This is a genomic window from Roseibium sp. LAB1, assembly GCF_054658235.1.
On sequence record NZ_BAAGIB010000003.1, the window covers coordinates 67937 to 90883 of the forward strand.

Here is a 22947-nt window from a genome sequence, read left to right on the forward strand (position 1 = left end):
TATTTTATTTTTTGAAACTACTTATCTTATACTTTGAATTTTTACGATGATGCAGAACCCTGCCGATGGTATTCATCAGGACCTGAGCGGCGAGGATGCTCGTCGAGCCCGTCGGATCGTAGTCCGGTGCAACCTCCACCAGATCGATGCCGACGATGTCCCCCTGTTTTGCCAGGCCGTCGAGCAACTCCAGCACTTCGTAATAGAGAAATCCGCCATGGCTTGGCGTGCCTGTACCCGGCGCGATGGACGGGTCGAACGCGTCGATATCAAGTGTCAGGTAATAACGCTTACCGACCGGTATTCGCTCAAGCAGCGCCTCTGTTCCAAGCTTGCGGGCGTGGCGCACAGAAAGAATGTCCGAGCCCATCCTGCGAGCGTCTTCATAGCCATCGCGCGAGGTTGAGGACACGTTGCGGATGCCGATCTGGGTCAGACCGGTGACATAAGGCTTTTCCGCCGCACGGCGCATTGGATTGCCGTGGCCGTAGCGGACGCCGTGACGTTCATCGACGAAATCCAGATGTGCATCGATCTGCACGACATGGATCGGGTCTTCGCCGTCAAAGGCGTTGATGCAGGGAATGTTGACCGAATGATCGCCGCCCAGCACTACAGGCAACGCGCCCGCCGCCAATATCTTGCGCACGCCGAACTCGATGCGCCTGTGGCTTTCCATTGTGTCCGTATGCACGATATCGGCATCACCCAGATCCACGATGCGGGTTGTTTCCGCGGGCAGATAGGTGATGTCGTCCTCGAAATCGTAAGCGCCCGCATGGCCGAAGGAAAACAGCGTCGAGGCTTCCCGGATCGCGCGCGGCCCCATGCGCGCACCGGAACGCCACTGGGTGCCGAAGTCGAACGGGGCCCCCAGGACGGCAACATCCGCCTCGATGGCATCCCAATCCGGCTGATAAGGAGACTTGCCGAAGGTGCAGATGCCGACAAAAGGCAGGTTCAACCGCCCGCTTTCATAACCGTGTGAGGACATTCAGAAGCTCCTGTTGGGTTTTACCGACTAGAGCATCAATGCGGGAGAGGGAAAAGAGCCGGGTGTCGCGTGATGTTTGGACATCAGCCCATATTTGCAGGGAACCCGTGCATGCCTCCTTCAAGGTAACCCCGGACGAACGCAGAGAGATCCGGGGTGACACCTTGGGGGACTGCGGTTGATCGGTTCAGACGAGCTAAACCTGCTTTTCCATGCGGGTTGCAGAGGAAAAACCGAACAGAAGCTCGAGAAAACCCGTCTTTTCTTCTCCAACTGCCTTGAACCCCGAGCGCTCGTAAAGAGCCTTTGCCCGCGGGTTGGTGTCGATGACGTCCAGTCGCACGCGGGAGAGTGACCGCTGGCGCGCTTCCTCGCCGATGGCTTTCAGCAACGTGCCGCCGATGCCCTGGCCGCGCGCCGTTTCCGCAACGAAGATGCCGTCCATCAGCAAGCAATCCGGTTCGATCTTGCGTTCCAGAACGTCCAGCAGGAAACCGCGCCAAAGGCCGCCGAACATGCCGTAGACCGCTGTCATGTCGGCGAGGCTGCCGCCTGCAAGGGCACCGTCGGAGGTCTTGTAACCGGCAAGACCCAGAAGCCGTCCGTCTTCATCGACGGCGCTGATGGCAAACTCCGGATTGAGGATGCGTTCGACCAGCCTCAGTGCCTTGTCCTCCGGTGCCAGCACCTTGCCGAGCTTGCCGGAAAAGGCCTGCCAGAACAGGCGCGCTGCGACCGGCCGCTGGTCTTCGGGAAATCCGGCAAGGATTGAAATCTTCGCTGACATGGCAGGATCAGCGGATGAAGACTGCTGTGCCGGTGGCGCTGACCATCAGCATGGAACCGTTCTGGCCGACGGTTTCATAGTCGAGATCGACACCGATCACCGCATTGGCACCCATTCCCTGAGCCTGGTGGCACATTTCATCGATGGCAATCTTGCGCGCCTTGCCGAGTTCCTCCTCGTAGGCGCCGGAACGGCCACCGACAATGTCGCGGATACCGGCAAAGAAGTCCTTGAAAATGTTCGCGCCGAGGATCGCCTCGCCCGTCACCAGACCCTTGTAGTCCAGATCCTTGCCCTGAATGGTATTGGTGGTGGTGACCAGCATGCGGTGTCTCCCTTTTGAACCGATGATCGAGACATGGGTTCGCCCGCCTGAATTTGCAACAAACGGCGGAACCGGAAGAGCTTAGGGTGTGGACCCTAGCCGGCAACGAGCCGTGACATCGCCTTCAACAAAGCCTCGCCTTCTTCTTCCGTGCCGACTGAAATGCGCAGCCAGTTGTCGATGCGGTCCTTGTTGAAGTGGCGGACCAGAATGCCTTCGTCCCGAAGACCGGTCAGAAGCTCCCGTGCGGCGCTTGTTTCGTGCGACACGAACAGGAAGTTGGCCGCCGACGGCAGCACCTTGAAGCCGAGAGAACGCAGCCCGTCCGCCATCCGCTGCCGTTCGGCGATCACCAGGCGCCGGGTTTCCTCGAACCAGGCCGTGTCCTGCCAGGACGCTTCGGCACCGGCAAGCGCCAGCCGGTCGAGCGGGTAGGAATTGAAGCTGTCCTTGATCCGCTGCAGGCCTTCGATCAGGTGCGGCTGGCCAAGAGCGAAACCGACGCGCAGACCCGCCAGTCCCCGCGATTTGGAAAAGGTCTGAACCACAAGAAGATTGTCGAACTCGGGAACCAGATCGGTAGCGCTCTCGGCGCCGAAATCGACATAAGCCTCGTCGACCAGCACGACCACGTCCGGGTTTTGTTCAAGAACGGTCCGCACCGCTGCAAGATCGAGGGCAATCCCGGTCGGGGCATTCGGATTGGCAAGTACGATTCCGCCGCAAGGTCCACAAAGGCTGGCCGGATCGATCCTGTAATCCTTGTCGAGAGGCACAGTGCGGTGGGAAATTCCGTAGAGTTCGCAATATGTCTTGTAAAAACTGTAGGTGATATCGGGAAACAGCAGCTTGTCCTTGCCGCTGTAAAAGCCGTGAAAGGCGTGGGCCAGGATTTCGTCCGAGCCATTTCCGGCAAAGACATGATCCGCGCCCAGACCGAAGCTCGCGCCAATCGTTGCCCGCATCGCACCGGCCGTTGGGTCAGGATAAAGCCTCAGGCTGTCTTCCGTGGCTGCGCGAATTGCCCCGAGTGCGATGGGCGACGGACCGTAGGGATGCTCGTTGGTGTTCAGCTTGATGAAGCTGCGGTCCTTCGGTTGCTCACCCGGCGTATATGGCACCAGCTTGCTGACGATTGGGCTCCAGAACCTGCTCATGGACCGTATCCTGACGGAAATTGCTGTGGTTTTCTGGCACAATAGGCGTCAAACCCGTGCGGTAAAAGCGATTTTGACATTGTTCTTTTCCGGTGTTGCCGTAGCTTCTGCGCACGCAGAGACCGGCCGGATTCACAGGCCGGACCGTTTGAAGGAGCCTGATCATGAAGGCCGTGCTTTACGAACTGTTCGAGCAGGCGCCGAAGCTGACGACCGTGCCCGACCCGGTGCCCGAACCCCATGGTGCCGTGCTGAAGGTGGAAGCGACCGGCGTCTGCCGAAGCGACTGGCACGGCTGGATGGGTCATGACCCGGATATCGTCCTGCCGCATGTGCCCGGGCACGAGTTGGCCGGAACCGTTGTTGTTATCGGCAAGAACGTGACCCGTTGGAAGGAAGGCGACCGGGTGACCGTGCCCTTCGTCGGTGGCTGCGGCGCCTGCCCGGAGTGCCACGCAGGCCATCAGCAGGTCTGTCACCAGCAGTTTCAGCCCGGCTTCACCCACTGGGGCTCGTTTGCCGAATTTGTCGGCATCCATCAGGCGGACCTCAATCTGGTTGCCCTGCCCGAGACAATGAGTTTTGCCACCGCCGCAAGCCTCGGCTGCCGGTTTGCCACGTCCTTCAGGGCCATAGTCGACCAGGGCAGAACGTCTGCAGGTGAATGGGTGGCCGTGCATGGCTGCGGTGGTGTCGGCCTTTCCGCCATCATGATTGCCAATGCTATCGGTGCCAACGTGGTTGCAGTTGATATTTCCGACGAGAAACTGGCGCTGGCACGCGACCTCGGGGCGGTTGCCACGGTCAACGCGGGCAGCACGGCGAATGTCGCGGACGCGGTGATCGAGATCACCCGTGGCGGTGCGCATGTGTCCGTCGATGCGCTCGGCCATCCGGTAACCTGTTTCAATTCCATCCAGAACTTGCGCCGACGCGGCCGCCATGTGCAGATCGGCCTGATGCTGGCGGACCAGAGCACACCTCAGGTGCCGATGGCCAAGGTGATAGGCCAGGAGCTGGAAATCCTTGGTAGCCACGGCATGCAGGCTCACCGTTATGGCGCCATGCTGGACATGGTCGGCACCGGCAAACTCAGCCCGGAACGCCTGGTGGGCAGGGAAATCAGCCTGGAGCAGGCTATCGAGGCACTGATTTCCATGGACAAGTTCCAGGCCGTCGGCGCGACGGTTGTCACGCGGTTCTAGGGCTTCGTCGGCTTGAAGTAGCGGGCGTTCGCTCCCAGAGATACTCCTCTCTCCTGGTCATCCCGGACCCGGCAAAGCGCGAGCCGGGATGACAATGGTGACGTTGTGCTTAAGGATTACAGGCTAAGCCGGGGGAACATCCCCCGGCTTTTCCGTTTGTTCGGTCCGTTCTTGCGTACACGCTCAGGACAGGTGATGCACCTGCTGAAGGCCGTAGACCGGTGTCGGCAGGCCTTCCATCCGTGCCTTCAGTTGAAGTGCCAGATATTGCGAATAGTGGCGGGACTGATGCAGGTTGCCGCCGTGGAACCACAGCGCTTCCTGCTGGGTCGGCTTCCACATGTTCCGCTGCTCGCCTTCCCAGGGCCCTGGATCCTTGGTGGTGTCCGAGCCAAGTCCCCAGACCTTGCCGACCTTGTCGGCCATGTCCTGACCCATCAAGTCTGCGACCCAGCCGTTCATCGATCCGTAGCCGGTGGCGTAAACGATCAGGTCGGCTTCCAGCTTCGTGCCGTCGTCCAGAAGCACACCATCTTCCACCACTTCGCTCACCTGGCCGCGCTTGAGCTTGATCTCACGGTCGATAATCAACTGGCTGGCGCCGATGTCGATGTAGTAACCGGAGCCCCTGCGCAGATACTTCATAAAGAGGCCGCTTTCATCGTCGCCCCAGTCCAGCCAGAATCCTGCTTTCTCCAGCCCTTCGTAGAAGTCGGCGTCACGCTTTTTCATCTCCGCATAGGCGGGGATCTGGAACTCGTGCAGGATCCGGTAGGGCAGTGATGCGAAGATGAGATCCGCTTTTTCCGTGGTCACGCCAGACCGGACCGCTTGCTCGGAGTAGAGCGCACCGAGCCCCACATCCATCAAGGTGTCGGAGCGCACGATATGGGTCGACGAGCGCTGGACCATCGTGACATCAACGTCGTGCTCCCAAAGCGCCGCGCAGATGTCATGCGCCGAGTTGTTGGAACCAACCACGACCGCCTTCTTGCCGCGATACTGGTCCGGCCCAGGGTGTTTGGACGAATGGTGCTGGTCGCCCTTGAAGGTGTCCATGCCCGGAAAATTCGGCACATTCGCCTTGCCCGACATGCCGGTTGCCATGACCAGCTGTTTCGGCTTCAGAACCACTTCCTCGCCGTCGCGGTCCACGACGACGGTCCATTCCTTCCTGGCTTCGTCATAGGTGGCGGATTTCGCCACGGTTCGGGTCCAGTAGTTGAGTTCCATGACCCTGGTGTACATTTCCAGCCAGTCGCCGATCTTGTCCTTGGGGCTGAACACCGGCCAGTTTTCCGGAAACTTGATGTAGGGCAGGTGGTCGTACCAGACGGGGTCGTGCAGGCAGAGGGACTTGTAGCGGTTGCGCCAGCTGTCGCCGGGTCGGTCGTTCTTTTCCACGATGATGGTTGGCACACCAAGTTGGCGCAGGCGCGCGCCGAGCGCGATGCCGCCCTGGCCGCCACCGATGATCAGGCAATAGGGCTGTGTCTTGTAACCGAGCTCGGCAAGTTCACGCTCGCGCTCCTCCTTCCAGCTCGTGCGGTGCTTGCTGGCGCCGTGCTTGGCCCCCAGAGGCCGGTTGAAGCCCTTCGGCTCCTCATGGCCCTTCAATTCCGACATGGTCGTCAGCAGGGTCCAGATCTTGCCGTCCTTCAGTCGGATCAGGCCGAAACAGCGGGCACGCTCCGTGTCGAACTGGATCCAGGTGGTGACGACATCGCCCTCCTTCGTCGGGATCTCTCCTTCCGCAATCCGCCAGTTGCTCGGTCCGGTGGACGCCAGTTGTTTCTCCAGCATGTCCCGGACCTGATCCTTGCCCTCCACGGTCTTGATGTTCCAGGTGAAGGCAATCAGGTCGCGCCAGTAGCAGTCGTCCAGAAACATGTCTGTCGCCGCATCGATCCTGCCATCTTCCAGCGCCTTGCCGAAGGTATTGAGAAAAGTCTCGGTCTCGTGAACCAGTGGTTTGTCGAGCATTTCAGTTCCTCCCTGTCTATGGAGGAAACAATGCAGAGCGCCCCTGCGTTTTTCCATGCAGCGCACATCAATTGATCACGCGACACGTCAGAAACTCATTTTGCTGTTGCGCGCGCAACAGGACGCAACACGCGGGTCAGCCGTGCGGCCTTGGCTCCAGCCCGAGATTGCGCATTCGCCGGAGCACTGTCGAACGGTTGACGTCGAGCCTCCGGGCAACCTGCGACATGTTCCAGCCACAAGCCTCCAGCAGCGCTTCAAGCTCGTGTTTCGGATCGGTTTCGGCCCTTCTGGACATCGTCGCCGGCGGCAGGTCCGGAATGTCGATCACGTCACCTTCCACAAGTGCTGTCGCGATATCGAGCACCGTGGCGAGTTCGCGGATATTCCCCGGCCAGTGCCGGCCACTCAGGTCAGCCCGTGCTGCGGGTGACAGGCGAAGGTCCCTTGGTGAGCGCCGCAGCAATCGATCGACCAGCCAGTCCAAATCCTGACGATGCCGGAGTGGCGGGATCTGCATGAGAGAACCGGCAAGCCTGAAATAGAGTTCGGGCCGCAATGCGCGGATGCTTTTGGAACTGGCAAGGTCCTGGCGCGTCGTCGCGACCACGCGAAGGTCGCTGCGTTGCTCCAGCAGGGCGAGCAGGGCGGCTTGAGCGGCTGCATCGAGGTCTTCGATCCCGCGCAGAAACAGTGTTCCGGCTGCCGCATCCGTCAACGCGCCGACCTTTTCCGGTTTCAGAGCGGAGCAGCAGAGCGAATGGAACGACCGGTCGGCAGGGCCCAGGACGTGGATGGCTCTTGCCAGATACTCCTTGCCTGTTCCGGTTTCGCCGGAAAGCAGGATCGGAACCTGCGTAGGTGCAAGCCGGGCAATCTTTGACACCACCTGCGACAGCGCCGCATCCTGTCCGCATATGCCACGAAGTGGCGACGGCAGGGTGCCGGAGGCGGGCGTTCGCGCCATGCGGGCCGCCTGCGGCGCAATGGCATGGCCGTACAGCCCGCCGCCGTCGCGCCGGCGCAGAACCCGGTCTTCCGCCGGGCGGCCGCGCATCAGCGACGGCAGATCGTCGACATCAAGATCCAGATACATGTCAATCCGGCTTCCGATCAGGTCGGCCGAGCCGGAAGGCGCAAGACACGCAAGCGCGCCGTGCGTCATGCCCGTTATTCGTCCGCTCTCATCCAGGGCAATGGCGGCTTCCGGATCGACTTCAAGAAACTCCGGCGACGTTGAAAACCGCAAAACCCATTCCTTGCGCGTTGTCGCCATGAGGTTGGCCATCTCGACCCGGCGAGTGGAGGCCTTCACCAGGTTCATGGCAAGGTTCTGGCTCGATTTCGGGCTTGGCGACCGCAGCAGGGAAATATCCAGAACCGCCGCCAGCTTGCCGCAGGTGTCGTAGATGGGCGCCGCCGTGCAGGAGAGCGGAGTGTGCGACAGGCCGAAGTGGTCGCTCTGGTGGATGGTTACGGCTTCCCCCGTCACGATGCACGATCCGACGCCGCAGGTTCCTGCCAGATCCTCGGACCAGTCGGACCCGAGATAGAGGCCCGCCTGCCGAAGGTCGTCCTCGAAACGCGGATCGCCGAAGAAGTCGACGCACACGCCCTTGGCATCGGCCAGAAGAAGCACATAGTTGTGCCCGGCCACCTGCTTGAACAGGGTACGCAGGCCGGAGCGCGCCGTTGCAATCAGACGTTCGGATTGCTCCTGGTGCTCGCGCAGCTGCTGTTCGGTGACGATGTGCGCAGGCTCCGGACGTGTCGGGTCCATGCCGTAGGTCTGGACACACCGGCGCCAGCTTGCCGACACCAGCCCATCCCTGCCGGTCTCGAACCCCTTCAGTACGCGGTCTATTTCACTCACATGTTCAAGGTCGCGCATGCCATCCTCCCTTGACACAGCGCCTCACGATAGCCCTTCGGGCAGGCTTTGCAAATTTTGCCGGCTCATGCGTGAGCCCGGATGCCGTTGAGCTGCTGTCCCGTGGCAGGATTTTCAGCCCGGCCAGACCATCAGCGTGTCCTTGTCGATGGTGAAATTAGCGTGGGGCCGCTTGGCGTTGGCTGCGACATTGACGTCGACAATGTCCTGGAACCTGGAGGTTGCCGCGATTTCCGCCATGCCGTAGTCGGTGAAGACCTCCGGCCCGAAGACATTCTTGGCCAGAAGCGGATTGGTGAGCGCCTGGGAGAAGGCATCGGATCCGACCATGGCCAGAAGCAGAGGTGGCAGCGGACGTTTGCGCATCCGGTCCTCGGCCAGCAGCCCAATGGGAAGGTCGACCCGGTCGATGCCGCGCACGCCGTTCCAGTCGGGATAGAGCTGTTCCAGCTGCGCGGCGAGATCCTTGTCTCCGCCCGTCAGCTCGGCAAAGCTGTCGTAAGGCCGAAGCTTCCAGGACGCGCGATAGCTGTTGAAGGGGGCAAGGCGGAACCTTCTGGCAAAAGCGAGCGTGCGCTCTTCCGCACCCTGCAGGAAGAAAGGCGTGTTCTGAAGCGTCAGCTTGCCGGCCCGCTGGCGCGCCGCCGCATCGATAACCGCTTCGACGCCCTGCTTTTCGATGATCGTGTTGTTGAAGCGGAAGTCCTCATTGGCCAGCACCTGGCCCTGAAACAGGAACCTGTCGGGCACCATGGCATGCCAGCGGTAAAGCAGGTCGAACTCGAGCGCTATGCGGTTGGTGCGGTACCACAGCCGCCTGTCCGCATCACCCTGCTCGACAAAAATCGGGAACGGTGCATTCGCCAGGTGGTTGATGTAATCCTCGATGATGACCTTGAGCAGCTTGACGATATTGATATTGCGGGCGGTTTCGAAGACACGGTCCGGACCGAAATGCGGGTTTCGTTTTCCGATCTCGCGGGCAAGACGATTGTGCTCACGCAGAAAAATCGTGCTGAGCGCGCTGTAGATTATGGTGGAATTGGCCCGCTCCAGACCGGCTGCATAGTGGCATTTCCAGCGCTCGGGCGTGACGGCCCAATCGCCGATGCCCGCCAGGAGTTCCCGGAGCTTTCTCGCGGATCCCCATTCGGGATCTGTTCCAAGAAATGTTGTCGCCCACATGGGCATGAAGTGGATTCCGGCAAATTCGCCCTTCACCTCAAGGTCCTCTCCGGCAAGCAGCGGCGGCAACTCGCCAACCGGTGTCTGCCGGGATTTCAGAAAGGCCCCCTCTCGCAGAAACAGGGTGGTTTCCTCGCCCAGTCCGTAGATCTGGCAGAGATCGATTTCGTGGTTCGAGGTGTTCATCCGCTTGTTCAGTGGATGGGTGCGCAGGAAGCTGTCGGTAAACCACTGGGCGAAGAAGCAGAACAATGCGCTGGTATCGCTCTCGACAAACTCGGTGCGCTTGTAGAGTTCCGCCACCCTTGGAACTTCCGGCAGGGCGTCGACAAAGTCCTGATCGACCGGCGGCAGGTGCCGGCCGGTATAGCGTCGATCGACCAGACCCGGCCAGCTGGCGAAGGTGCTGGTGGTTTTTTCCGGATCCTTTGGGCCCGCAACCATTTCCAGATGCGTTTCAGGGTCGTGGGGTGTCCAGAGCGAAAGCGGCAGCGGACGACCGGGTGGGGCGCTTGATATGCCGTTGATGACGAGCCGGTTGACGACGCGGCTGAGCGGACCGCAGCGTTTGACCAGTTCGACAAGCGCTGGAAAGGCCACGGCGAGTTTCAGCGCCTGCGCCCCGATGAACCCAAGGATCCGCTTGTGGACCGGCGGGTCCCTCAGGACATCGCGCTCGGAGCGGGCGCCGAGCTGGTCCAGGAAGGGCACGAACACCAGCGCGTAGAGGATGTGTGGCCAGACATGATGGTGCCAGACATCCTGCAGCACGAAGATGAAAATGAAGGCAACGACAATGTTGCCGCCAATGAAGATCCAGTACCCGATGCGAAGACGCCGAAACATCAGCCAGTTCGCATAGGCGCCGGCACCAAGCGCCAGGCCGAGGATCATGTGTATGGGATCAAAGTCGTAGCGGAAGAATTCCTCGAAGCCGCGATAGGCCATGATCGTGCCCACCAGCAGGCAGATAATGTCGAGAAAGGTTCCCTTGAAGGATGCGCTGAGCCTCATGACCGCCCCGGATATTGCTTGGATTTGAGATATTCGATCAGCGCGGATTTTTCGCCTTCCGGCAGACCGGTTCCATGAAGATGCCCACCATTGCCGTTGCCGGTCAGTTCCGTGTCGAACAGGAAACCGCTGTCGCAGGCAAAGCCGACGTCCACCGGATCGAAGTCCGTGCAGCCACGATAGAAGGTTGCCGGGCGGTCTTCCGGTGGTGACAACAGCGCCCGAAGCGTCGGCACGGACCCGTTGTGCAGGTAGGGCCCACGCGCCCAGATGCCGTCCAGCGCAGTGTTGGCATAGCCGTCTGTTGCCCTGTAATGAGAGAACCGCCAGGTGTACCCCTTGCCGACATCGCCGAACCGGCTGACGAAGGCTTCGTCGAAGAGATCGGCCCGTGCCGGATCGGTCTGCAGGTCGGACAAGGGTGTCACCTGACCAAAGGCTTCTCCTCCGGGGTCATGACACGTGCCGCAGCCCTCCCGCTGATAGATCTGCGCGCCGTCTGCGGCCTTGTCCGCGTCCACCGGCAGCGGATAGGCGGGCGGTGGCAGGTGGCGCAGCCAGTCTGCCTGGGCATCGATCAGATCGCGCTGCAGCAGCCATTCCTTGGCGCCGCCGGCAAGGGCCGCGGAATAGTTTCGCTCGATCAGTGAATTGTTGTTGCCGTCCCAGTGAAACCAGCCACCTTCGCGGATGCCCTGGTTCCAGACCGAAGGAAAATCGACCGTTCCGACCGCGTCGTCCTTTTCCGGGCCATAACCCCAGCGCGCGCGCCAGTTGTTGCCGGCATCCGTGCGCCCGGGTCCGTGTTGCGGCTTGACCTTCATCCAGCTGAAGGCAGTTGCCAGGCCATCGGCCTGATCCTTGATGCCGGGCACCAGAATGGTGCGCACCAGCAACCGGTCGATCGGCCCCAGGGGCCGGCCGGCCTGTGCGGCGCTTTTAATCACCGCATCCGCCGTCAGCTTCTCGCTGGCGGCAACATAGCCCAGGAAGAGAATGTAGGACTGGATGTCAAGCTGTTCGGCAGGCGCACCCAGCAAGAGCATGGTGTTGCCACCAGCAGTGACTTCCGCACTGTGGCAGGTGGCGCAATTGAAGCCGACCCTCGGCACACCGACGCGCCGGATGCTGAAGCCGACCGGCAGGGTCTGTCCCGGCTCCTCGATGAAGCCGAAGCTACGCCAACCTTCGGGCAGCTCGTCCCTGAAGATTGCCGGCAGTTCGCGCCAGACCATATAGGGGAACCCGTCCCATTCGGCGCCGATGGAGCCGTATTTGAATTCGGCGACCGGGTTGTCAAAGGTATGTGGTGGGCCCGGCTTGATGGTGAGGCGCTTGCCTTCCAGGATCAGGCAGGCCGCCAGCAGCAATCCGGCGACAATCGCCAGCCAGAGCGGCATACCGTCGTTTCTGGGCGATACGGATGGTTGTTGCATCTTGTAGCTTTCCGGAATGCAGGCAGAGACAGGTGGAACAACGCCGTTGACCTCGTGCCGTTTGCGTGCGGCGCTCTCGTAGGTTTGACGCCGGGCGAGGTTGATGGCTCCGACAGGCTCGTGCGCCGGCAGGCAGTTCCAGGGTGAAAAGGCGATGTTTTCGGCCAGCGGAGCATGCGGGTCGAAGTCCTGCTGCAGGATCTCCAGCGTTGCCAACCGCTCATGACGTGCGCTCGGTGCCCGCGACCAGGCAACCGATGGATCATCGACAGGTTGCAAGACGGGGTCGGTCTGGACATCGGCGCCGAATTCGAACGTCACCGGGCAGCGGGCCAGGGTTTCCTTCAGCGTGGCCGCCAATTGGTCTGGCCCGGGCTTGCCACCTGGCGGTTCCACGGCTGCGGGCCTGGGCTTCGCTGTATATTTCACCAGGCGATCACCGAGCCGATAGGGCGTGGTGCTGAAATATCGGCTAGCAAGCGGGGATGACGGCCGATGGGAGACAAAGGCCCGGATCCTGCCGAACAGATAAAAGCCCGTGAACAGAAGCCGCGACAGGGGTCTCAGGCGGGCAAGGCCGCGTTTAAGCAGCAGGGTGTTGATGTCGTCATAGTCGCCAAGGTCGCCGGTGAAAAAGGTTTCCTGGTCGACGAGAATGAAGTCCTGCACCTGGCCGTCCGGGTTTTCAGCCGACAGCCATTCCCTGTCGATGCCAAGCACCTTGATGGCCATGCCGTGGGCGTCCCGCTTCCGGTCATCCAGTTTGCGGCCGTTGGAAAACCGGACAAGGGCGTCATATGTGCCCGGCAAGGCGAAGAGACCGTGACGCAAGTCTTCGGGCACCTCTCCGACGATGAAGCGGGCGCGGACACAGCCGTGATGTTTCGGGTGCTGTGGGCGGCGAGCCAGACCGGGAACCGTGGAAATGGCCTCGGCATTGGTACGGGCGATGCTGTCGATCAGCCCCGCGTCTCCACCGGTTTCCGATTTGCCTGGCCGTGCCGGTTCTCTCGAGGCCATTCAGCCCGCCCTCTCGCGTTGGTGGGTCAAACGCATGGTCCGGCTTTTCAACTGCCGATGCGCTTAATTACCTAACGTAAGGTTAGCTCTTATTTTCAGGGAAGGGAAGGTTTCCCGCCGTTGCCCGTGACGGTGGTGTGACGGCATCCTTTTGAAATGCAACCTCATTTTGCAATATGGTTGTATTCCTTCGATCCGGCAATCATTTCTGTTTCGTGACGGATGACCAGGACGGGAAGGTGACCCGGGTCAGAGCTATTGATCCGGGCCTTGGTCCCTCCAAAGGGGTCAGTTGGAACTGAAGTCGACGTCCGTCCCATAAATCCTTGCAATGTCCTGAAGCATTGCACGGGCTGCGAGAATTCCCTGCGAGGTTGCCCAGACACCATCGTCGACCTTATGGGCCCTGCCTGCCTTGACGACTTCCAGATTGGCCCAGAGCGGGTCCTTTAGCGTTTCGCCCTCCAGGGCCGTGCCTTCACCATTGCCGGTGTCATACGTGAGGTAGAACATACGATCAGCTTCCATGTGCGGGATGCTTTCCTTGCCGACGGCAAGTGCCAGACCGTCCTGAGACTGAACCGCCGGCCGTTTGAAGCCGATGTCTTTGAGCACGACGCCGGAAAAGCTGTCATGACGATAAACGTAAAGCTGACCAGGCACGAAACGGACAACGGAAACCATATCGCCGGCCTTCTCTCCAAGGGCGGCGCGCAACCTCGCAACGTCGGCTTCATAGTCACTGACGAGCGCTTCGCCTTCCGCTTCCATGCCGACCGACCGTGCATAGAGCTTCATGTTTTCCTTGAAGTCCGTGGCATTCACCACGAACACCGTGGGCGCAATGGCGGAGAGCTGAGGATAGATTTCCTCATGCCGCTTCTTGCTACCGAGGATCAGATCCGGCTCGAGCATGGCGAGCCGTTCCAGGTTGACCGCAAGCTCCGTACCCACAACTTCAACTCCGGCCATCCGGTCACCAAGATGCGGGTACCAGGGATCGCCATACCAGGAAGAGGCGGCACCTGCGGGCGTCTTGCCCAGCATGAGCACCGCTTCGGTGCCTTCGTTGGTGAGAACGACGATCTTCTGCGGATTGTCCGGCACCTCGGTGGTGCCCATGGCATGGGTAATTTCGGCAGCGGACAGCGTGCCCGGCAGCAAGGCTGCGCAGACACAAAGAATGGATAGGAAGCGCAAGGGGACTCTCCGGCATAACAAGTTATCTGGCTTGCCGAACCCCGACTGGCTTGAGGGATTTTTTCTTGGAAATTGCAATCTTTGTCAAATGAAGAAGATCAGTCCTGCAAGAACCGTCCAGGTGCCAGCTGCTCCTGTGTGATACCGCAGGAGGACAGATCACCCGGCAGGTTCCGGCCGTCAACGAGGGCAGCCAGTGCCCTGCCCATGGCAGGCGACGTCAGAACCCCGCAACCACCCTGGCCTGCACTTACGAAATACCCCGGATAGTCTGCAAAGCCACCGCAGACCGGGTTTCGGTCAGGCGCAAAGGTTCGCAGTCCTGCCCAGCTTGCGGATGGACGCGGCACGGCCAGCTCGGTGTCGATGTCGATATGATGGATCGCCTCGGCAAGGCGAAAGTCATCCGCATAAACCTCTCCCGGCCGAACGGGGTCAGCCTCTGCCGGTGACGCCGTGAAGCCGTGCGGCTGCGGATGGACGTACCAGGTGTAATCGGCAGTGGTGACATGCGGCCAGGCACCGGCTTCCGGCCGATGGAGCGGGAACGTGAAGGCGGACCGGCGAAAGGCCCTGAAACCGAGCACCGGGACGCCGGCAAGACCCGCTATCCGGTCTGCCCAGGCCCCGGCGGCATTGACCAGAACGGGCGCCGACACCGTCAGATCACCGGCCGTCACATGCCATTTTCCGGCTGCCCGCCGGATGGAAGAAACCTCCGCCGTGCAGACGAAGCGGGCACCGTTTGCAGACGCCGTCTTTCGGTAGGATTGCAACAGCAGATCGACATCGATGTCCATCGCGTCTGCTTCGAAAACTCCCGCATGAACCCGTTCCGGCCGGAGGGCCGGAAACAGGGCCAAAGCCTCTTGTCTGTCGACAAACCGGCAGTCCGACCCGACCTCCTGCAGCCTTGCCATCAACCTGTCCAGAACAGGCCGATGCTCCTCACGCCCGACTGTCAGACAGCCGCGGGGCGCGACCAGCCTATGCTCACAAAACCCGGGTGGAGGCGCGTGGAAAAACGGCCGGCTCGCCGCTGCCAGCGCACGCATCATGTCGGCGGAAATGCCGACCGTGAATTGCCCTGCCGTGCGGGCTGAAGACTGCGTTGCCAGCGCCGGCTCGCGCTCCAGAAGCGTCACTTGCGCAAACTCGGACAGAAAGCAGGCCGCGCTCAGGCCGGCAATGCCGCCGCCGATGATAATGACGTCGGGTGTCATTGGCTCAGACAAATCCTCGGAAACAGGTCGTCAACGCCGTCACGCCGCCTTTCGGGACATGTCTTCACCGCGGTAGCTCAGGGCTTCGGCCAGATGAATACGGCCGACTGTGTCCTGGCCGTCGAGGTCGGCGAGGGTCCGCGCCAATTTCAGGACGCGGTGGTATCCGCGCGCGCTCAGGGCAAGACGTTCAGCGACATCGCGCAGAAAGGCAAGACCCTTGTCGTCTGGCCGCGTCATGGTCTCGACGATCGAGGCGGGGGCCTGGGCGTTGGTGCGGCAGGTGAGGCCGAGTTCCAGGAAACGTTCTGCCTGGATCCTGCGCGCTTCGGCAACACGTGCCGCCACAACGGCGGACGGTTCGCTGGCGGCAGGGCCGATCAGGTCAGCAGCGGTAACGGCCGGAACTTCGATCCTGACATCGATCCGGTCGAGCAGCGGTCCGGACACCCGGGCCTGATAATCGGTAACGCAGCGCTCGCCCCGGCGGCACTGGTGGCCCGGCTCGCCCGCGTGGCCGCAGCGGCAGGGGTTCATGGCCGCCACCAGCTGGATGCGGGCCGGATAGGTGACACGGTGATTGGCGCGGGCGATCACCGCCTCGCCCGATTCCAGCGGCTGGCGCAGGCTGTCGAGAACCTGCGGATTGAACTCGGGCAGTTCGTCGAGGAATAACACTCCGTTATGGGCGAGCGAGACCTCTCCCGGCCGGGCGCGCATCCCGCCGCCGACAAGAGCGGCCATGGAAGCGGAGTGATGCGGAGCGCGGAAGGGCCGTCGGTCGGTCAATTTGCCTTCGGCAAGTTCGCCCGCAAGCGAGGCGATCATCGAGACTTCCAGAAGCTCGCGCGGGGTGAGGGCCGGCAGGATCGACGGCAGGCGCTGCGCCAGCATGGACTTGCCGGAACCGGGAGGTCCGGTCATCAGCAGGTTGTGCCCGCCGGCTGCCGCGATTTCCAGCGCTCGCCGCGCACTTTCCTGGCCCTTGACCTCTGCAAGGTCGGGCAGCACACCGGCATTGCCGCGCAGCCGGGCCACCGGGCGCGAGAGAACCTGCGTTCCCTTGAAGTGATTGGCGAGCTGGATCAGCGAGCGAGGAGCGAGAATATCCATGTCGGCATCGGCCCAGGCTGCCTCTCCGCCGCTGGCCTCCGGGCAGATCAGCCCCTTGCCGATGCCGTTGGCACCCATGGCGGCCGGCAGGACACCGGCAACGGGTGCTAGCGTGCCGTCGAGTCCAAGCTCGCCCAGAACAACGTATTTTTCCAGAAATTCAGCAGGAATGGCGCCGATTGCAGCCATCACGCCCAGCGCGATCGGCAGATCGTAATGCGAGCCTTCCTTGGGGAGGTCAGCAGGGGCGAGATTGACTGTGACGCGCTTGGCCGGCAGGGCCAGACCCGAGGCGGCAAGCGCCGCGCGAACACGCTCCCGGCTTTCGGCAACGGCCTTGTCGGGCAGGCCGACAATGGTGAAGGCAACCATGCCCGGCCCGACATGCACCTGCACGTCCACCGGAACTGCCTCGATGCCCCGAAACGCGACCGTCGTGATCCGGCTGACCATATTCACCTCTACTTACAGATGCAGGTCAGCGAAGCATATGTCGTGAAAAGACGCAAGAACAAATATGGAACAGACTTGGTCTGTCCGGTCAGGACACCAGCACGCGCAGCTTGCTGCCGCTGGCAACGGAGACGTTGGCACGGGTCAGAGCAGCATGCAGATAAGCCGGTACCTGAAAGTCTTCACTTGGCTGCAGGCCGTTGGTTTCCAGCCAGTTGGACACAAGCTCCAGAAGCCGGTCAGGGTCTTTTTCATAAAGCGCGCGGCACAGCTCCATATCGAGCTTGGCCCCGGCGGTGTTTGCGGCGGTGAGTATCATCGATCCTATCGCATTTTGTTATCAATCACAGCGTGCCGCAACAATGCTTGCAATTTCCGGGAAAGGCCAGCACATAGCGGTTATGTGGGCATTGCCGACCATAACCCGCTGTTATGGTCTGGCGACTTCAGGTTGCCTTTCATTCGCAAAGGCGGCCAGGGCGCAGCATAAAAGCCCCGCTGCGAAGAACAGTGCCGAATGGCCGACAACCGGAATGAGGAAACCGCTCACCACCGGCCCGACCCCCTGCCCCAGGGAAATCAGGAAGAAGGTGAAGCCGAACCCGATGGAGGGCGCCTGACGGAAGAGCCTCATGCTCCACATGCCGAAGAGGGCCGTCATCACGATGAAACCGACACCGAAACAGGCGGCGGACAGGTAGATCCCGAGCCTTGTTTCCACCAGCAGCGGCAGTGTGCCGATCGAAGCCCCGACCAGAAGTGCCAGCATACGATAGGCGGTGCGCAGGCCCCAGCGATCGACAAGACCACCGGCGAAACACCCGGTTACGCCGGAAATCCCGAGGACGATCCAGAACAGGATCGCGTCCCGCGGATTGCCCGTCAGCATGGTCAGGAGTTCGACCGCATAGGTCCAGTAGACGGCGGTGACGATGCCGAAAAGAAACGCCGCCACAAAAAGCCTGCGCGCGGTCCGGTCCAGCAGGATCCACGGCGAAACCCTGGTCCGGGCGTGTTCCAGATGCACGCTCCGCCTTGGCAAGGTCGCCGCGTTCCAGACCGTCACACTGAGGGCGATGACCGCAAAAACCAGCCAGGCCAGGCGCCAGTCGCCACCTGCGAACAGGGCGAGCGGCCCGGCAAAGGCGACGCCGAACCCAGTGCCCGAGTTGATCCAGGCATAGACGCCATTCTGCCGGCTGAGTTCCGTATGGCGCACGATGACGTCGGAGAATGGCGGGTAGGAAAGACCGGGGCTCGCTCCGGCAACGAAGACGCCAAGCGCCAGCACGAAGGGCGTCTGTGCCAGGGCGATCATGGCCATGCCTGTTGTGGCGGCGAGGCCGCCGAGCAGGATCGGCAGGCGCGGTTCGAACACCGTCGACAGCCAGGATCCGACGAAAGTCGCCGCCAGATATCCCAGATAGGACAGGCCGGCGATCAATCCGACCGTTTCAGGCGACAGCGCGAATTCCTGGCGGATTTCCGGCAGGAACAGGCCGAAACAATAGCGTGCCAGTCCGTAGGTGACAGCGACGATGGCGAGACCCGCGGCAGTAAGACCGCGAGTCTGTGCCAAGGTCATCTCAAACCCGGCGGGAGAGCTGGAAGTGAAGTGTTTGGTCATCCGTGTAGCTCTCGCCGAAAATTTCGAAATAGCCGCCTTCCTGCCTGTACGAGCGATACTGATCGCGCGTGAGTTTCAGGCAGAAGTTGGAAACATGCAAGTTTCTTCCGCTGATTGAGTGTGCGAATTCTTCGGCCAGAATGGCCACTTGCGCGCTTTGGCCATCGTCAAACACGACCGGCAGCAGAAAGAAGCGGTTGAGGGTGGGCAGACTGCGGTCGACCGCCCGTTCAAACGCGATGCGAGAAAACCGTTGCATGGACGGATGGGCGTAGAAACCGGAAATCTTGTCCGTCTGTTCGGTCGTGTAGAGCTGACTTTCCGACAGCAGCAGGTCACCAGGCCGGGTGATGTCCCGCAGCCAGCCATTGACCACCATCGGATCGTCATTGCCTTCCTGAAATCCGAGCATCGTCACAAGCGCGGGCGGGGCACCGTCTTCGACCATGTCTTCCAGGCGGCAGTCCTCGAACGGTGCCGTGACAAATTCAAGCGAGGTATCCGGCAGGACCGCCGCAAGGGCCGCCCGCATTGGCGCGGCAGACATCGGGTTGATGTCGACGGCGATATAGCGATCTATGATGACACCCATGCCCTGCAGCGTCTTGAGAATGAACCCGGTCTTGACCGGCTCCGGCCCCAGTTCCACGTATATCAACCGCTCGCCCGCAAGCTCCTCGGCAATCCGTCTGCAGCTCTCCTCCAGCGCTGTGCGGAAGGACATCCCGTCCTCATGAATCCGGCCGAGCGTATCCGACGCGATACCTGCTTCATTGAGCTGACGCATCAGCTGAAACACTTCGTCGAGCGGCCCGGTGGCGGTGTCCGAGCTACCTTCGTTGGTGTATTTCACCCGGTTGTCCTGGGTCAGGATCGTATCGAGACTGAATTCCGTGTGGCAGGCAATTGCCCTGTGAACTCTTTGTTGCAGCGAAAGGGGGCCGGTCGTCTGGTGATCTGGCCCATGCTCCGGCTGGCCGTAGGAAAGCGCTAAAGTCATGGCGGATACCTGTTTTGACAAAAAGAGACTCTCGGATTACGGGATTTTTTACCGACCCTTAAATTTATAATTGAAGCGGCCCATAATGGAACGTTATGCTTGCTTGGCGCTGGACCGGCGGAAAACCGCGTAGGTCGTCTTGCGTTAAAACGGAGGCAGGGACATGACCATTGGCCGTTTTAATATAGAATTGCTGGAAGCCTTTGTTGCCGTTGCGGAAGCCGGCAACGTCACCCATGCAGGGTCGCGGCTAAATCGTACACAACCCTGCGTAAGCACCCAGCTGCGGCGCCTGGAGGAACGGGTCGGCAAGCCGCTGATCGAGCGCAGTGCGCGTACCATGAACCTCACGCCAGCAGGCCGGATCCTCTATCAACATGCCACCGAAATCCTGAGATCGCACGAGGAAGCCAGGCTGCGCCTGTCGGCACCGGAGCTGACCGGTACGGTGCATGTCGGCCTGCCGGAATGGTATGCAACCGGCCAGCTGCAATCGATCTTCTGCAACTTTGTGCGCATCCATCCCAACGTCAAACTTGAAATGACGGTCGCCGACAGCGCAACCCTGCACGAAATGCTGTCCAACAACGAGATCAACCTGGCCATTGCGCTCGTGTCGCAGACCAAGCAGAAACCGGTCGAGATTTTCGAGGAACCGCTGCACTGGGCCGTGGGTGACAACTGCCCGCTGACAGACCCGCTGCCCCTGATCATGTTTCCGGAGCCCTGCCCCTTCCGGGAAATCTCCTTCGGTTCGCTCGCCCGTGCCGGCCGGCAATGGTACGAGCGCATTACCACCACCAGCGTAGCCGCCGCCCAGGTGGCCGTGCTGTCGGGCGCGGGCCTGTGCTGCCTGCCGTCAGGCGCCATTCTGGAAGGCTTCAAGATCCTGAAAGAGCAGGATGGCTTTCCGAAGCTGCCAGCAACACAGCTTGCGATCTACACCCAGACCACGACACAGTCTCCCATTGTCGATTACCTGGAAGAACACCTTAACGACCTCCTGCAGAACGCCATCGCTCCGCGCTCGGCTCTGGCCGGCAAGATGCAGCCGGATTTACGGGTGGTCTGACGTGATGGAAAAGACACGGAAATTGCCGCAACGCCCGATGGCCTGAAACTTCAGGCCGGTTCTGCCAGGATTTCCAGCAGTTTTCTGTGCGCTTCGACCGGTTTGTGATCGATGCGCCAGACGAGATAGGTGACGACATCGCCGAAAGGCGCCGGTAGCGGGCTCAGTTTTAGCTGATCGGCATTGCGGAAGCCGAGAACTGCGCTTTCCGGAGCAACAGTGAACCCGAGACCGGCGTCGACGCAGCCCAGAATTCCCTCGAGCGTGCCCATTTCCGTTACTTCCCTGTCGCTCTGGCCAATGCTGCCAAGCCAGGCCTGCGCTACGGCGCGATAGCTGCAACCGTGCCGAAAGGCCAACAGAGGTCCGTTGTCCGGACTGCTTGCCCCCTTGGCGCAGACAAGCCGCTCGCTGAAGGCGCGCGTGGCCTGAAAACGGGTGCCGTCGACAGGGCCGGCGACAAAGGCGGCGTCGATCTTCTGGTCCCACACCTTAGACAGCAATTCGGCGGTTGGGCCGGTCGTCAGGGACAGTGGCGCGGCGCTGTTGTCTTTCAGGCGTTTGAGAATGGCAGGCAGGCGAACGGCAGCCGTCGTTTCCATGGACCCGAGCCTGAGCGGTGCGCCTGCTCCGGCGGCTTCCAGAAGATCGCGCTCCGCCGCCGCAAATTGCCGCAAAAGCGCGACGGCACGCGCATGAACCTGTTCGCCGAACTCCGTCAGCCGGGCTCCCGCCTTGCTGCGCTGGAAGACTTTCTGCCCGAATTGCTCTTCAAGGCGCCGGATTCGGGACGTCACGTTCGACTGAACACAATTCAGCGCCTGGGCAGCGCCCGAAAAGGAGCCTGTCTCGGCAACCGCCACCAGTGTTTTCAGCAGAACGATATCCATATTATCTAAATTAGAGATATCAAATTCCTTCTTCAATCATTTTTCCTGAACCAGGTCCCATGGCATTCTGCCGGGATGAAACAGCTTCTCGATACACCCTTCACCCGCCGCTTCGCCGTTTCCCATCCGGTCGTCCTTGCGCCGATGGACCGGATTTCGGATGGACGACTGGCGGCGGAAGTCAGCCGTGCCGGCGGCTTCGGCATTATCGGCGCCGGATACGGCGACCCGGACTGGATCGAGGCTGCCTTCGATGCGGCCGGCGACCAGCGGGTCGGCCTCGGTGTCATCACCTGGAGCCTTCTCAAAAAGCCGGACCTCGTCGACCGGATCCTCGACCGCAACCCGGCAGCGCTCTTCGTCTCCTTCGGTGACGCGGAGCCGATCGTCAAAGCCGCGAGGGAACGCGGAATACCGTCAATCTGGCAGGTACAGCGGCTGGATCAGGCAGAACAGGCCTTGAAGGCGGGAACGGATGTTCTCGTCGCGCAGGGTCAGGAAGGTGGCGGCCACGGCATGGACCGGGGCCTGTCAGCACTTCTTCCGGCGGTCCGGGACGCTGCCGGCAGGGATACGATCGTCCTGGCGGCTGGGGGCCTTGCGGATGGGCGCGGCCTTGCCGCCGCACTCATGCTCGGTGCCGACGGCGTCATGATGGGCACCCGTTTCTGGGCGAGCGTGGAAGCGAACGGTTCAGAGAAGGCCAAGGTTGCCCTGACCGAAGCGCGCGGCGACGACACGGCTCGCTCCAGCGTCTTTGACGTTGCCCGTGGGCTCGACTGGCCATCGCAATTCACCGGGCGTGTGGTCCAGAATGCGTTTTCCCGCCCCTGGCTGGAAGATCCGGCAGGATTGTCCGGTGCGGCTCACAAGATTCAGAAAACCTATAAGGCTGCCGACCCGGATGACTATTCCGTTCGTGCCCTGATCGCGGGTGAATCTCTCGATCTGGTGAAAACCGTTCAACCGGCGGCAAGGATCGTCGAAAGTACCGTTCGAGAGGCCGCAGCGCTTCTTGCGCGCGCGCCGGACTTCGTCATCGGCTGAAGTCAGCCCGGTCCGGACAGTTCAACCACCCGCCTCCTCTGTTTTGGCGGCACTTTCTGTGCACCCGCCGGTGCGGCAAATTGTATGCGGGTTGAGACAGTCCCGCCTGATCTCCCAACGGCATCTCCCACTGAACCCAAGCAATTCTGCGCTTTTTGAGACGCTGATTGCATGTGCTTCAGGCGAGTTTCCCGGAAGAGGTGACATCTGGTTACAATTTCCCGGCCCTACAGCCCGTTGTTGCCTTTGACGCGGCGAAATCTTCGGCCTAGGCCTGTTGATGCCGGTGGAGGAGGACCCGGCAACCGTCACATCCGGTCTGAAA

General features: G+C 61.3%; 18 protein-coding genes. 3 read left to right on the forward strand and 15 right to left on the reverse strand.

All coding sequences use genetic code 11. The annotated features are described in order from the left end of the window. Nucleotides 1-4: 4 nt before the first annotated feature. The 4 genes from speB to hisC form a co-directional block, all read right to left on the reverse strand. Nucleotides 5-994 carry an agmatinase gene (gene speB / locus ACYQ54_RS18215; RefSeq protein WP_460085062.1) on the reverse strand — a complete coding sequence of 330 codons (990 nt, stop codon included), beginning with the start codon at nucleotides 992-994 and terminating at the stop codon, nucleotides 5-7. Between the two features lie 196 nt (nucleotides 995-1190). Beyond that, complete coding sequence (locus tag ACYQ54_RS18220; RefSeq protein WP_460085065.1) at nucleotides 1191-1781, reverse strand: GNAT family N-acetyltransferase; 591 nt, start codon at nucleotides 1779-1781, stop codon at nucleotides 1191-1193. Nucleotides 1782-1788: 7 nt separating this feature from the next. After that, complete coding sequence (locus ACYQ54_RS18225; protein ID WP_460085068.1) at nucleotides 1789-2106, reverse strand: heavy metal-binding domain-containing protein; 318 nt, start codon at nucleotides 2104-2106, stop codon at nucleotides 1789-1791. Nucleotides 2107-2201: 95 nt separating this feature from the next. Beyond that, entirely contained in the window at nucleotides 2202-3263 is a 1062-nt protein-coding gene (hisC, locus tag ACYQ54_RS18230; protein ID WP_460085070.1) for a histidinol-phosphate transaminase, read from the reverse strand. A gap of 164 nt (nucleotides 3264-3427) precedes the next feature. Here hisC and ACYQ54_RS18235 point away from each other — a divergent pair, with 164 nt between their 5' ends. Beyond that, entirely contained in the window at nucleotides 3428-4468 is a 1041-nt protein-coding gene (locus ACYQ54_RS18235; RefSeq protein WP_460085073.1) for a zinc-dependent alcohol dehydrogenase family protein, read from the forward strand. A 183-nt stretch (nucleotides 4469-4651) separates the two neighbouring features. Here ACYQ54_RS18235 and ACYQ54_RS18240 read toward each other — a convergent pair whose 3' ends face one another. From ACYQ54_RS18240 to ACYQ54_RS18285, 10 genes are all read right to left on the reverse strand, one after another. Beyond that, a complete protein-coding gene (locus tag ACYQ54_RS18240; RefSeq protein ID WP_460085075.1) occupies nucleotides 4652-6451 on the reverse strand; it encodes an NAD(P)/FAD-dependent oxidoreductase in 1800 nt (599 codons plus the stop codon). Nucleotides 6452-6587: 136 nt separating this feature from the next. Then, complete coding sequence (locus ACYQ54_RS18245; RefSeq protein WP_460085078.1) at nucleotides 6588-8342, reverse strand: sigma-54-dependent Fis family transcriptional regulator; 1755 nt, start codon at nucleotides 8340-8342, stop codon at nucleotides 6588-6590. A 114-nt stretch (nucleotides 8343-8456) separates the two neighbouring features. Beyond that, on the reverse strand, nucleotides 8457-10541 hold the full coding sequence (locus ACYQ54_RS18250; RefSeq protein WP_460085081.1) for a peroxidase family protein: 2085 nt from the start codon (nucleotides 10539-10541) through the stop codon (nucleotides 8457-8459). Continuing rightward, nucleotides 10538-12997, reverse strand: a complete 2460-nt coding sequence (locus ACYQ54_RS18255; RefSeq protein WP_460085084.1) for a c-type cytochrome — start codon at nucleotides 12995-12997, stop codon at nucleotides 10538-10540. Before ACYQ54_RS18255 ends, ACYQ54_RS18250 begins: the two co-directional genes overlap by 4 nt. A 288-nt stretch (nucleotides 12998-13285) precedes the next feature. Continuing rightward, nucleotides 13286-14197, reverse strand: coding sequence for an ABC transporter substrate-binding protein (locus tag ACYQ54_RS18260; protein ID WP_460085087.1), 912 nt, complete (start codon nucleotides 14195-14197; stop codon nucleotides 13286-13288). 98 nt (nucleotides 14198-14295) lie between these two features. Further along, complete coding sequence (locus ACYQ54_RS18265) at nucleotides 14296-15420, reverse strand: NAD(P)/FAD-dependent oxidoreductase (RefSeq protein WP_460085090.1); 1125 nt, start codon at nucleotides 15418-15420, stop codon at nucleotides 14296-14298. Between the two features lie 39 nt (nucleotides 15421-15459). Then, a complete protein-coding gene (locus tag ACYQ54_RS18270) occupies nucleotides 15460-16986 on the reverse strand; it encodes a YifB family Mg chelatase-like AAA ATPase (protein WP_460085091.1) in 1527 nt (508 codons plus the stop codon). Between the two features lie 88 nt (nucleotides 16987-17074). After that, nucleotides 17075-17305: a hypothetical protein gene (locus ACYQ54_RS18275; RefSeq protein ID WP_460085093.1), complete on the reverse strand. Its 231-nt coding sequence runs from the start codon at nucleotides 17303-17305 to the stop codon at nucleotides 17075-17077. Between the two features lie 111 nt (nucleotides 17306-17416). Then, nucleotides 17417-18565 carry an MFS transporter gene (locus tag ACYQ54_RS18280; RefSeq protein ID WP_460085096.1) on the reverse strand — a complete coding sequence of 383 codons (1149 nt, stop codon included), beginning with the start codon at nucleotides 18563-18565 and terminating at the stop codon, nucleotides 17417-17419. Between the two features lie 7 nt (nucleotides 18566-18572). Beyond that, nucleotides 18573-19613 (reverse strand): hypothetical protein, encoded by a 1041-nt coding sequence (locus ACYQ54_RS18285; RefSeq protein ID WP_460085099.1) that lies wholly within the window; start codon nucleotides 19611-19613, stop codon nucleotides 18573-18575. Between the two features lie 163 nt (nucleotides 19614-19776). Between ACYQ54_RS18285 and ACYQ54_RS18290 the strand changes: the two genes are divergently transcribed. Beyond that, complete coding sequence (locus ACYQ54_RS18290) at nucleotides 19777-20685, forward strand: LysR family transcriptional regulator (protein ID WP_460085100.1); 909 nt, start codon at nucleotides 19777-19779, stop codon at nucleotides 20683-20685. Between the two features lie 50 nt (nucleotides 20686-20735). Here ACYQ54_RS18290 and ACYQ54_RS18295 read toward each other — a convergent pair whose 3' ends face one another. After that, nucleotides 20736-21611: a LysR family transcriptional regulator gene (locus ACYQ54_RS18295; RefSeq protein ID WP_460085103.1), complete on the reverse strand. Its 876-nt coding sequence runs from the start codon at nucleotides 21609-21611 to the stop codon at nucleotides 20736-20738. Nucleotides 21612-21650: 39 nt separating this feature from the next. Here ACYQ54_RS18295 and ACYQ54_RS18300 point away from each other — a divergent pair, with 39 nt between their 5' ends. Then, nucleotides 21651-22622 (forward strand): NAD(P)H-dependent flavin oxidoreductase, encoded by a 972-nt coding sequence (locus ACYQ54_RS18300; RefSeq protein ID WP_460085105.1) that lies wholly within the window; start codon nucleotides 21651-21653, stop codon nucleotides 22620-22622. Nucleotides 22623-22947 lie beyond the last annotated feature (325 nt).